Here is an 11,838-nt window from a genome sequence, read left to right as displayed (position 1 = left end):
TCAACGCGCTGACCATCGCCGGCACCGACCCGAGCGGCGGGGCGGGTATCCAGGCGGACCTCAAGACCTTCTCGGCCCTGGGCGTCTACGGCATGACAGTCGTCACCGCCCTGACCGCCCAGAACACGCAGGGTGTGGCAGGCATCCACCCGGTTCCCGGGGAGTTCGTCACCGCCCAGCTCGAGAGCCTGTTCGACGACGTGCGCATCGACACGGTCAAGATCGGGATGCTCGGGACCGCCGAGGTGATCGAGGCCGTCGCTGCCGCGCTTCGCCGCTACCGCCCCGCGTGCGTCGTGCTCGACCCCGTCATGGTGGCGAGCACCGGGGACGTCCTGCTCGCCCCCGAAGCGATCGCGACCCTGCGCGATGCCCTCATCCCCCTTGTCGACCTGATCACCCCGAACGTCGCCGAGGCCGCCGTGCTGCTGGGCGAGCCACAGGCCGTGACCGGCGAGGACGCCGCCGACCAGCTCGGCCGGCTCGGCGAGCTGTGTCCCGGCGTCCTGCTCACCGGAGGCCACCTCGACGGGCCGCAATGCGCGGACTTCCTGTCGGTCGACGGCACGACCACCCGGATCGACGCGGCCCGCGTGATGACCCGCAACACCCACGGCACCGGATGCACCCTCTCGGCAGCGATCGCTGCCCTTCGCCCGGGCCGACCGGACTGGACCAGCGCCGTGCGCGACGCGAAGGGGTACCTGACCGCTGCCCTTCTGGCCGCGGACACCCTCGACGTCGGCCGCGGCCCCGGTCCGGTGCACCACTTCCATGCGCTGTGGCCCCCGAGCCGTGCTGGTGCCGTGGCACCGTGACGCATGGGCCGAGCGGTCCGTGACCCACGGACACTTCAGCCGCGTTCATCGCGGGCCCAGCCCGTTCTGTGGGCCCACGTTCTAGTCGGAAGCCAGCGTGCGTCCGTCGATCCCGCCTGAATCATCATTCTCTTGCGCTTCGCGGCGTGACACAGGAGTCGCCGAAGCCATCGTCAAGCCAACCCCCAGGTCACGGATGCCATCGGCGGCGGCGTCAGGCAGATGTGAATCCGTGACGATTCGATCGAATCGACGCAGCGGGAGCACGCGATACATGCCGAAGGTCCCGAATTTCGAGCTTGTGGCGACGAGCACCGATTCCGAAGCGGAGCTGACCGCGGCGACCTTCACCTCAACCTTCAGCTCGCTGGGCGTGGTCACACCTCGTCCGATATCCCACGAGCTGGTGGAGATGAAAGCGATGTCGATGTTGAGCCTTCGCAGCGTCTCTGCTGCGAGCCAACCGACAGACGACCGGTTCGCGTGATCGAGGCGCCCCCCGACGTGGATCACCTCCACGTGCGTCGCCGAGCTCAGCTGATCGACGATCGCGAAGTCGTTGGTGATGACCGTCATGCCAGCATGCGTGCGGATGGTTGGCACCAACGCACCGGTGGTCGTTCCGGCATCGAGGTAGACCAGCATGTCGTCGTGCAGCATGGGCTCGCATGCCGCCGCGATCGCCTGCTTCTCGGCAGTCTCGATGTCGACCTTCGAGGCGAAGGTCGGTTCATGGCGCACGCTCGTCACCAGGCGGACCCCTCCGGCGACAGAGAACGCCCGACCCTCACGCTCGAGCGCAGCGATGTCGCGTCGCACGGTCATGTGGGACACCCCGAGCAGCTCGACGAGCTGGTGCACGCTCAACACCGAATCCCGCCGGAGCAGGCGCATGAGTTCTTCGCGGCGCTGGTCCGGTATGAGGGGGGCGTCGTTCTCACTCATGTCGACATCCTCGCATGTCTAGGCTCCTGTTCACGGCATCGCGGCCGCAATGACAGCTGCTCAAGTCGTTGGCCCCGCGAGTGGACTTTCGCGCGCGGGGCAGTTGCTGAGAATGCCGTGTCATGTCGCTCCCGTCTGTCCTTGCGAGATGAGGTCTCGCAGCCTGCGCCACAGCTCGCCGGGAATGGGGTACGCGGCCAGCTCGGCGGTCAGGTCGATCCGGCTGGGCTGAGACATTCCTACGATGGTGGATGCGACGCGGGGGTCCCGTTGCGAGAACTGCAGCGCGACAGCCGCGAGTGGAATGCTGTATTCATCGCAGATGCTCCGCATCGCCCGAACCCTGCGCAGGGTGCGCTCGGTCGCGGGCACATAGCTGTATCTGGGGACCGCCTCTGGCCCTTTGGCAAGAATCCCTCCGCCGAAGGGCGCCGCGTTGACGAACGCGACGCCCAGGAATGCTGCCGCATTCATCAGCGGCTCGGCCGTCTGGTCGATCAGCGTGAACTTGTTGTGGTTGATGACGACGTCGAAGATGCCGGTCAGGAGATACCTCAGTTGCAGGTCGATAGATCCGCCCGCGATTCCGATATGCTCGATGACGCCCTCGTCTCGCATCTGGACCAGCTCGGCCACCGGTCCGCCCGGGGCGATTGCCTCGTCGAACGTCATTCTCTGCGGATCGTGGAGGTAGACGAGTTGAAGTCGGCTCAGACCGAGTCGGTCGAGGCTCTCCTCGACCGACTGACGGGCGCGGGCCCCGGTGAAGACCGCAGAGCCCGGGAGCGGGTCGATCTTCGTGCCGATAACGAAGCCCGGCGGCAGACCACCAACTTCAGCGAGCGCACGCCCGATGCGCCGTTCGCTGCTGCCCCCGCTCCCGTACTCGTTTGCTGTGTCGATGAAGTTGAACGGACCTTCCAGTGCTCGCCGAACAGTTGCGACCGCGGTCGCCGCGTCGACGTCGTACCCGTATTGCGGCGCCCAGCCCCCGAGTGCGCTCGTGCCCACGCAGATCCCCGACACGGCCAAGCGCGTGTTGCCCAGCGGACGGACAGCCATGTCGACCTCGCCGTGACTCGCGGGCCGCAGCAACGGGACGCTCTGCTTTGTCATGTCACGAATTCGTGCCATGGCTGGAGCTCGGTCGTTCGGGCGACGCCAGACGTCACGGCCTCACGAACGAGCAGTGACAGGTAGTGATCCTGAGCGGCGTTCGCAAGTGAGTACCCGTTCATGCCTTCGGGGCACAGGGCCGCCTGGAGGCGGGTGGCGATGGCAATCTCCTCGTCGGAAAGGCGAGCGCCCCTGAACGGGTTGGTATAGACGACGTCACCGGCCCAGCTCAGCGTGTCCAGATCCATGCCTTCGAGGTTTCCGTTCAGCCCGACCTGCCGACGCTGGATCGGTGCCGTCATGGGCGTGCCGTTGCCGGCCGACCAGGTGACCTCGGCTGCGTCGATCTCGCCGCGGCTTCCCCGGACCAGGACACGTCGTCGCCGCAGCGGGTCGAACCACTGGTCGGACGTGAAGTCGTAGAAGCCCAGCTTGCCGTCTGCCTGCAAGATGGCCATCGAATGCGTGTGCTGCACCTCGGCTGCCGTGCTCGGCGTGCCGTACCTGTCCGGCCCGGCGACCTCCCGCACCTCGCCAGCCGCACCGACCACGTGCACGGGACCGCCCCGGATGTTCAAGAACCCTCGCAACATCGCCATCGCGTGGTAGTCGTGCGTCCAAGAGATCCCTGCCGACGTCACGTCGCCCACCGCCCCGCTCGCGACGATGCTCTCGATCGCAGCGAAGATGGGCAGAACAGGGTGCTGTTCGGCCACACGCACAAGCTCCGAGTCGCCGACCCGTTCCCAGAGCGCTCGAAGCGACGAGAGGTCGAGCGCCGGGGGCGTCTCGACGAGAACGCGTACGCCGGCGTCGACCAGCTCGTCGATGATCGACGGGGCTGCAGCGCGCGGCACGGAGACCACGACGACATCCGGCCGGCCGCTCTGCAGCAGCTCTCGGACAGATCCGAACGTCCTGACGTCCGCGGACTCCGTTGTGGAGAGCTCACTCCGCTGCCCTCGTGCCATGACGCCGACGCAGGTGAACGAGCGCGGTGCGGCGCGCGCAATGCGAAGGTAGAAGCCCGCCCGCCACCCATGACCGACCAACCCGAATCGGCCCGGCGGCTCGCGCGTTGCGCCCGTCACGCCGTCTTCCAGATCGCACGGTCGAACGACTTCGCGGCGGCAGACGCCAGCGCCTCGGCAAGCTTCGCGTCAGCGAGTCTCAAGATCGGGCGCGTACAGATGGGGGACATGTGCTCTCCGCTGCTCCGGTCGTGCCAGTCTGTGGGGTTGCTCTTCAGGGTTTGACGTTGCTTAGCCCTTCACTCCCCCCGTCGCCAAGCCCGTCTGCCAGTAGCGCTGCAGATAGAGGAAGGAGACGATCAGTGGGACGACGGACACGAATGAGCCGGTGATGACGGTGGAGAACAGGATCTGCGCGCCGCCGCCCGCCGCGCTCGCCGCCTGCTCCTGCGCCAGACCGACGGTGATCGGGTACATCGTTGATGAGTTCAACATGACAAGCGGAAGGAAGTAATTGTTCCAGGTCGCCACGAGGGAGAACAGGAAGACGGTCACGATCCCCGGTGCGAGCAGGCGCAATCCCACTTGCCAGAACGTTCGGAACTCCCCCGCGCCGTCGACGCGTGCCGCCTCGATCAGCGTGTCCGGGATCGCGTCGGAGGCGTAGACCCGCATGAGGTAGACCCCAAAAGGGCTCACCATGGACGGGAGAATGACGGACCACGGCGAATTGGTGATACCAGCTTTGCTGAAGAGGAGATACGTCGGGATCGCCAGTGCGGTGAGCGGGATCATGATGGCGCCGAGTGTCACGCTGAAAAGCACCTTCCCGCCCGGGAAGTCGTACTTCGCAAATGCGTACCCAGCGAGGGTTGCGAGGGCGGCCGCGCCAACAGCGCCCGCACCCGCGTACAGAGCGGTGTTGCCCAACCAGCGCAGGAAGATTCCGTCCTGCGACGTGAAGACATCAACCAGGTTGTCCCACAGACTGAAGCGGTGACCGAACCACAGCCCGAATGTGGTGAACAGGTCGGTGTTGCTCTTCGTGGAGGAGATGACCAGCCACACGAGCGGAAAAAGGAAGTACAGGCCGCACGTCCACATCAGGATCGTGAGCAAGCTGCTGCGCCGGTCGTGCCGTGAACGTCGCCCCCGTCGCACCTCCCGTCCGGGCAGCAGTCGCCGAGCAGCCGTCAGGGTGGTGTCGGTCATCGCCCTACCTCGCGCTTCTGGGTCGAGAGCTGGACCACGTAGGAGAGGATCATGATGGTGATACCGAGAAGGAATGCGATGGCTGAGGCGTAGTTGATGTTGAGGCTGATGAACGCGAGATTGAAGGCATAGTAGTTCGGCGTGAACGCGTCGTTGATGGCGTTGGGCGCGATGTTGTGCAGCAGGCTCGGCTCGTTGAACAGCTGGAAGCTGCCGATGACGGAGAAAATGACCGTCAAGAGGATTGCGGGCCGTATCGCGGGTATCTTGATGCTCCAGGCTACGCGCCACTGCCCCGCGCCGTCGATCTCCGCGGCCTCGTACATCTCTGTCGGAATGGCGCGGAGCGCTGAATACATGATGATCATGTTGTACCCGACAAACTCCCAGGTGACAATATTCATGATCGACCCCAGCACGGTGCCTTCCGCGAGGAGGTTCGGGGCCGGCAGGCCGATCGTCCGGAAGAACTGTGCGATCGGGCCGAAGTCCTGCCCGTAGAGGTACCCCCACATCAGGGTGGCGACGACGCCGGGCACAGCGTGCGGAACGAAGATCAGCAACCGGAGCGCCTTGCTGCCCCGCACGCGGCCACTGTCGAGGGCGAGCGCGAAGAAGAGCGCCAGCCCCAGCATGATCGGGACCTGCACGCCGAGCACCAGGGCCACCCGCGACAGACCGGCAAAGAAGGCCGGATCGCGAAACGCCTTCGTGTAGTTGTCGAACCCGACGAAGCTGACCCCGCCGACGATCCGGGTGGCAAAGAAGCTCAGATATCCGGAGTAGGCCAGCGGCACGATGAGCATCGCTATGAAGACAGCAAAGAACGGGATCACGAACAGGTACGCGGCGAGATGCTGCTTGCGCTTCCCCGCTGTGATGGTCCGCTTGGAGCGATAGTGCGCTGTTCCCCGTGCCGACACGTCGGCGAGTGTGGCGCTGGTCATCGGGACTCCCTCGTCCTCGTCTCGCGGGATGCGTGGGCGGCTGGTCGATGCCAGCCGCCCACGCCCGTGGAGGCTCCTACTTGACTGTGAAGCCCTGCTGCGTGCCGTAGTCGACGAGGGCCTTCTGCCAGGCGTCCAGGCCCGCGGTCAGGTCCCCCTTGTCCGAGATCGCCTTGCCCAGGGTCTCCTTGTAGCTCGAGGCGGCGAAGTCCATGTACGGCAACCACTCGAACTTGACGTCGACGGTCTCGGACACCTGCGCAAACACCTTGTTGACGGCCTGCCCGCCGTAGAAGTCAGACTTCAGATCGACGAAGGCTGGATCGCTGAGCACGCTCTTCAGGGTCGGGAAGAACAGCTGCTTCGTGGTGAACTCACTTGCCGACGACTTGTCGTTGTTGAGCCACTTGGCGAGCTCGTAGGCAGCGATCGGGTTCTTGGTCGACTTCAGAACGGCGTCAGCCGAACCGCCCCAGTTCCCCGACTTGTGCTCGCCAGCCACCCACTGCGGCAGCTCCGCTGCGCGCCACTTGCCCGACGTGGACGCCGCGGTCCCCTGGAGGAAGACGGGGCCCCAGGCTGCGGTGATCCAGCCGGCGTACTTGCCAGCCGCCAGACCCTGGTACCACTGGTCGGTGTAGTCGGGGTCGACGGAGATCAGGTCGGCCTGGATCAGCTTCTGCCAGTACGCGACGACCTTCTTCGCGACGTCACCGTTGAGTGCGACGCCCACCGTCTGCTCGCCGTCATAGGCGAACGGCTTCACGCCCGCCTGCCACAGGAGACCGAGCATCTGGCTGGCATCGTTGGGCGCCAGGTTCGAGATGTACGAGCCAGTCTTCGACTTCACGGTCGCAGCTGCCGTGGCGTAGTCGTCCCATGTCGCGGGCGGCTGAGAGATACCAGCGCTCGTGAGGATGTCGTCGCGGTACAGGTTCCCCATGGGGCCGGAGTCCTGCGGGATTCCGAAGACCTGTCCCTTGGCCGAGACCTGGTTCCAGACCCAGTCGACGTAGTCGCCCTTGAGGTCGCTCGCACCATAGGGAGCCAGGTCAAGGAGGCTCTTGGTGACGGTGAACGACGAGATGTCCTGGTACCGCATCTGCACGACGTCCGGTGCACCGCTTCCGGCTTGGAGCGCAGTGCGGATCTTGGTGTTCTGGGCCGGGCCGTTTCCGACGTTCTCGACGTTCACAGTGATCGCCGGGTACTTCTTCTGGAACATCGCGACCTCATCGGTGATGTTCGGGACCCACGTCCAGAACGTCAGAGTGGTCGGCGTCGTCATGGCCTTGTCGATCTCCGCCTGAGGGAGAGTGGCCGCGCTCGGGGTACCGGACGGTGAAGCCGTCGCGCCACCGCCACCGCCGCCGCTCGAGCAGCTGGAGAGCAGCAGCGCTGCCACCAGGATGCCGGAGCCCAGCGCCGTTGCTGTTCTTGGTGCCTTGCGCATCATGTGCCTTTCTTCCTCGTCATGCCGCCCCGTCATGAGGCGGTCTCGTCGGCCAGCACCAGGCAGGCCCAGGGCTCGAGCGAGAGTTCGCTGCCGGCGGCGATGCGCTCGGCGGTGATCCTGTTGATCACATTGCTTGGCGCGACCGCGGTAGCCGCGTCGCCGCTCCAGTTGCACAAGAACCAGGTGCGTGCGCCGTCGGGGGTCGTGCCGGATGTCACGCGCACGGTGCTCGACGCGGCCCCCAGCCAGGCGTGCACGATCGGCTCGGAGATGACATGGCGCATCAGATCGGCGGCGAGTGCCGTGTTGGGCACCGTGCCGACGTAGGTCACCCGTCCGGAGCCGCTGGCCCGCGTCGTGACTGCGGGAAAGCTGCCGAAGACCGGATGGTCATAGCCAGCGAGCACCTCGGCGTCATCATTGATCAGGCCATCAGCCCACTGCGTTGCACGTGCGCCGCTCGAGAGGTCCAGCGCACTGCTTGCCGTCAGCCGCAGGGGTGCATCGAGGTTCGTGTACTCCTCGTACCAGACCCCAGCCGCGTCGGTCAGGAACGCCGGCGCGACATCCAGTCGTGCGCGTGCCTCGTCGTCGCCGTAGCCCGTGCGGATCCCTAGAACCAGGTGGCCGCCTGCACGCACGTACTCGCGGAGGAACACGAGGGTGGCGTCGTCAGCGACGTAGAGACCGGCCGCCACGAGCACCGGGTGGGAGGCAGCGAACCCTGCGGGGTCGTCGCCCAGCTGGCTGACGTGCATGATCCGGGCCTGGGCGCCCGCATCGATGACTCCTCGATAGAACGTGTCGAAGAGATGCTGGTACGAATCTCGGTCGGCTGAACCATCGCCGTTGTGCAGCGGCGGGAAGAACTCGAACGCCCACTTGCTGTCGTAGGAGAAGATGAGGGTGACGTCGGCGTCCGGCACGTAGCCGTCAAGGCTCGACCCGAGTGCCTTCAGGGCATCGCCGATCTGGGTCACTTCACGGTAGATGCGCCCGGGGCGCTCGCTGTGGGGCAGGACTCCGCCCCAGTAGGTCTCGGTGCCGTAGTGCAGCGTGTGCCAGTGCCAGTACTCGATCATGGCCGCCCCGCGCGAGACCAGTGCCAGCGCTGCCAGCATCAGCTGACCGGGGTACGGCGGGTAGTTCTGGTCGCTGCCCATGATGGACTGCGCGTTCGTCTCAGTGACGAGAAACCGAGCCTGCTTCGAGGAGTAGAAGCGGTCCGCCTGCCGGTAGAGCCCCCACGGCCCCGTCGTCGTCGGCGGCCGACCCGGAGCCAGATCCGCCGTGATGTCGAAGTGGTCCTGCATCCCGTAGTAGGCATTGGCTGCCGTGATGTCGAGTGTCGACGTGAGATCGGCGTCCTGCAGGGCGGGACGAAGATACGCGATGCAGGTCGTCACGAACTGGTCGGGACTGCTGTATTCGCGGACGATGTCGGCCTGCCATGCGATGAACTCGGTCGTCAGGTCGGCCTGGTAACGGCGCCATGCCAGGTTGTACTGCGGGAGCGTGTTCCCGTCCGGAACCCACAGCTCGGACCAGTCGGCGATGCGGTGCGACCAGTAGGTCAGACCCCACTCGCGATTGAGAGTCTCGACGTCGCCGTAGTGCGCCTTGAGCCGCTCGACGAACCTCAGGAAGGATCCACGGTTGTGGAACAGCTGCATTCCCGGCTCGTTGTCCACCTGGAACCCGATGACGGCGGGGTGGTGCGCATAGCGACTGACGACGGCCCGCACGACGCGTTCAGCGTGGTAGAGAAAGGCGGGGTGCGAGAAGTCGGCCTCTTGCCTGGCACCCCAGGGAATCGGCTGGTCGGTCGCCCTGTCGGCGGCGATCTCCGGATGACTCTTCTGCAACCAGGGTGGCACCGCATAGGTGGGTGTGCCGAGCACGACTCCGATGCCGCGAGCGTGCGCGCCATCGAGAACGGGCTGCAGCCAGTCAAGGTCGAAGACCCCGTCTTGCGGCTCCCATGTCGACCACACCGACTCGCCCACTCGGATCACCGTGAAATGAGCGCCCGCCATCAGGTCGAGGTCTTCTTCGACACGATCGGAGAGCTGATACTCCGCGTAGTACGCAGCGCCGTATCGAACGCCACTGGCCCTGAACGGGATCTGTCCCGCCTCCTGCGTCGGACCGGACTCCGTCGTCCTATTCATATCATTGACCCTGTTCGGTTCGAGTGACGACAACAGTTCTTCTTCGCCGCGCTGCTTCACAGTCCGGGCGGCGGTCCCAGCTGCCGGCGCAGCGAGCTCAATGCGTGGTAAGCCTTCTCCCGGTAGGAGAGAAGTTGCGGAACATCGGCCTCGTCAATGTCGAGGAAGCCCTTCCCGCTCTTCAGCCCGAGGTGTCCTTCATCGACGAGCCGGGTCAACGAGGCGGGTGCGTCCAGACGGTCACCCAAAGACGCCGCGAGCGTCGCATACGCCGCCGCATACACATCGAGGCCGGCCATGTCGCCGATGGCAAAGGGACCGAACAGGGCGAGCCTGAACCCGAACGTGCTGCTGACGACCAAGTCGATCTCTGCCGGCGTCGCAAGGCCTTCCTCGACGACCTTGACGGCCTCCCGATAGAGCGCGAACTGAAGACGATTGGCAACAAATCCCGGCGAATCGGCAACTCGCGCTGTGACCTTTCCGGCCGCTCGAATGAACGCCTCGACGGTCTCGATCGTGTGCGCGGAGGTCTGAGTAGCAGCGATCAGCTCCACACCCGGGATGAACGGCGCCGGGTTCATCCAATGGACGCCGAGGAACCGCTCGGGCCGCTCGACCGCTTCAGCCAGCTCGCCGATGGGAATCGCGGACGTGTTCGTCGCGATGATGGCTTGCTCGGGAGCAGCCGCGCTGATGCGCGTGAGGGCCTCCCTCTTGATCTCGCGAGTCTCGAAAACAGCTTCCGTCACGTAGTCGGCACTCGCGACAGCGTCTTCGACACTGTTCGCGGCCGTCAGTCGCTGGCGGAGGACCTCTCCGGAGCCCGCGTCGAACAGCCCGCTCGACTCGAATCGATCCGCCTGCTCGATGAGTCGGTTGAGCGCCGCCGCGGCGCGTTCACCGTCAACGTCTGCGAGCACCACCGTCGCCCCGCTGAGCGCCAGGACCTGCGCGATGCCGCCGCCCATGTAGCCGGAGCCGACGACGGCAACACGGTGGATCTCGCCATGTGCGACTGTGCTGTGAGTCATGATCTGCCTTCTCGTTCTCGTCATGCGTCTGCGGTCGATGTGGGCGCTGTCGCCCGGACCCGAGTGGCACTGAAGGCGGCTGGAGGACCGCGGATGACGATCGTGTGAGCGAGTCTCAAGGTGTGCTGCCAGCGGTGGCCGGCAACATGAGCATGAAGTAGATTCACATCGTTGTCAAGTATGTTAACGTGGTTTCACAGCGATGCACAGCCGACGAGGATGGCGGCCACAACCCAGGAAGAGAGATGCCGATGGTTGCGTGGGGATGCGTCGCGGACGACCTGACGGGTGCCACGGACCTGGCGACCAACCTCGTGGCGAGGGGGTTCAGAACCGTCGTGCTCTTCGGGGCATCCGGCGCTGGACTGTCCACAACCCCGATCTCCGCCATCGACGAGGTCGATGCGATCGTGGTCGCGCTCAAGTCGCGCACCGCCCCCGTTGCAGACGCGGTCTCCGCCGCTCGGTCGGCACTGGGGGTCCTCGAAGCGGCGGGCGCCGACCGGATCTACGTCAAGTACTGCTCGACGTTCGATTCCACACCGCAGGGCAACATCGGCCCGACGATCGACGCCGTCCTCGCCGAGACGGGCGAGACGCTGACTGTGGTCGTGCCGAGCTTTCCCGACACCGGCAGGACTGTCTACCAGGGCTATCTGTTCGTCGGGGACCAGCTGCTCAGCGAGAGCCCGATGAGGCACCATCCCCTGACGCCGATGCGAGACTCGAGCCTGCCGCGCCTGCTGGCGCCACAGACCACCGCGGACGTGGCAGTCATCCCTCTGCAGGTGGTGCGCAGTGGACCCGCGGCCGTGAGGTCGGCGCTTGATCGCCTCCGCCGGCCGGACGGGCGCGTGTTGGTCGTCATCGACGCACTGACGGTGGACGATCTGTCAACCATCGCCGCTGCCACGACCCACCTGCGCGTCGTCACAGGCGCGTCAGGATTGGCTCAAGGTCTCGTTGGCGCGCACGCGGAAGGCGACATCCGGAGCATCCCGGTCGTCGACGGCCGTCGAGTCAGCCTGTGCGGGAGCGTCTCGCAGCAGAGCCAAAGGCAGGTCACCGCGGCGCAGCTTCATGCGCCCGCCCGCAAGCTGGATATCGAGCGGCTCCGTGCCTCGTTCGAGGTGGCGGTCGCTGAGGTCATCGACTGGACGCTCGGCGC

At 65.7% G+C, this 11,838-nt stretch carries 10 protein-coding genes; 2 read left to right on the top strand and 8 right to left on the bottom strand.

Features of this window, described 5'->3' with window-relative positions; genetic code table 11:
* Positions 1-818 (top strand): bifunctional hydroxymethylpyrimidine kinase/phosphomethylpyrimidine kinase (gene thiD / locus VFW79_RS08765; protein ID WP_329676929.1); only part of this gene is annotated, 818 nt, incomplete at its 5' end.
* An 81-nt stretch (positions 819-899) separates the two neighbouring features.
* On the opposite strand, the gene VFW79_RS08760 is transcribed toward thiD, so the two are convergent.
* The 8 genes from VFW79_RS08760 to VFW79_RS08725 all read right to left on the bottom strand — a co-directional run bounded on the left by VFW79_RS08760 (position 900) and on the right by VFW79_RS08725 (position 10,670).
* On the bottom strand, positions 900-1,763 hold the full coding sequence (locus tag VFW79_RS08760) for a DeoR/GlpR family DNA-binding transcription regulator (protein ID WP_329676928.1): 864 nt from the start codon (positions 1,761-1,763) through the stop codon (positions 900-902).
* A gap of 120 nt (positions 1,764-1,883) precedes the next feature.
* A complete protein-coding gene (locus VFW79_RS08755; RefSeq protein WP_329676927.1) occupies positions 1,884-2,879 on the bottom strand; it encodes an aldo/keto reductase in 996 nt (331 codons plus the stop codon).
* Complete coding sequence (locus VFW79_RS08750) at positions 2,876-3,970, bottom strand: Gfo/Idh/MocA family protein (protein ID WP_329676926.1); 1,095 nt, start codon at positions 3,968-3,970, stop codon at positions 2,876-2,878. The genes VFW79_RS08755 and VFW79_RS08750 overlap by 4 nt, the downstream gene beginning before the upstream one ends.
* 171 nt (positions 3,971-4,141) lie before the next feature.
* Positions 4,142-5,062 (bottom strand): carbohydrate ABC transporter permease, encoded by a 921-nt coding sequence (locus VFW79_RS08745; RefSeq protein WP_329676925.1) that lies wholly within the window; start codon positions 5,060-5,062, stop codon positions 4,142-4,144.
* Entirely contained in the window at positions 5,059-6,009 is a 951-nt protein-coding gene (locus VFW79_RS08740) for a sugar ABC transporter permease (protein ID WP_329676924.1), read from the bottom strand. Before VFW79_RS08740 ends, VFW79_RS08745 begins: the two co-directional genes overlap by 4 nt.
* A gap of 76 nt (positions 6,010-6,085) precedes the next feature.
* Positions 6,086-7,465, bottom strand: coding sequence for an ABC transporter substrate-binding protein (locus VFW79_RS08735; protein ID WP_329676923.1), 1,380 nt, complete (start codon positions 7,463-7,465; stop codon positions 6,086-6,088).
* A 29-nt stretch (positions 7,466-7,494) separates the two neighbouring features.
* Positions 7,495-9,696, bottom strand: a complete 2,202-nt coding sequence (locus VFW79_RS08730) for a beta-galactosidase (RefSeq protein ID WP_329676922.1) — start codon at positions 9,694-9,696, stop codon at positions 7,495-7,497.
* The gene (locus VFW79_RS08725) at positions 9,693-10,670 is read right to left on the bottom strand and encodes a 3-hydroxyacyl-CoA dehydrogenase family protein (RefSeq protein WP_329676921.1); all 978 of its coding nucleotides are present in this window, start codon (positions 10,668-10,670) and stop codon (positions 9,693-9,695) included. Before VFW79_RS08725 ends, VFW79_RS08730 begins: the two co-directional genes overlap by 4 nt.
* Positions 10,671-10,915: 245 nt before the next feature.
* On the opposite strand from VFW79_RS08725, the gene VFW79_RS08720 reads away from it, so the two are divergent.
* Positions 10,916-11,838: four-carbon acid sugar kinase family protein (locus VFW79_RS08720; RefSeq protein WP_329676920.1), on the top strand; the 923-nt coding region annotated here is incomplete at its 3' end.

Origin of the sequence: Cellulomonas sp. (assembly GCF_036279715.1) — a bacterium.
Taxonomy (GTDB): domain Bacteria; phylum Actinomycetota; class Actinomycetes; order Actinomycetales; family Cellulomonadaceae; genus Cellulomonas_A.
The sequence above is the reverse complement of the archived record's forward strand: the minus strand, read 5'-3'. Positions and strand labels throughout refer to the sequence as shown.

What these genes read in the sequence shown, in the direction of transcription:
- VFW79_RS08760 (WP_329676928.1), bottom strand. Translation starts at nt 1,763, where the DNA reads ATGAGTGAGAACGACGCCCCCCTCATACCGGACCAGCGCCGCGAAGAA.
- VFW79_RS08755 (WP_329676927.1), bottom strand. Translation starts at nt 2,879, where the DNA reads ATGACAAAGCAGAGCGTCCCGTTGCTGCGGCCCGCGAGTCACGGCGAG.
- VFW79_RS08745 (WP_329676925.1), bottom strand. Translation starts at nt 5,062, where the DNA reads ATGACCGACACCACCCTGACGGCTGCTCGGCGACTGCTGCCCGGACGG.
- VFW79_RS08740 (WP_329676924.1), bottom strand. Translation starts at nt 6,009, where the DNA reads ATGACCAGCGCCACACTCGCCGACGTGTCGGCACGGGGAACAGCGCAC.
- VFW79_RS08735 (WP_329676923.1), bottom strand. Translation starts at nt 7,465, where the DNA reads ATGATGCGCAAGGCACCAAGAACAGCAACGGCGCTGGGCTCCGGCATC.
- VFW79_RS08725 (WP_329676921.1), bottom strand. Translation starts at nt 10,670, where the DNA reads ATGACTCACAGCACAGTCGCACATGGCGAGATCCACCGTGTTGCCGTC.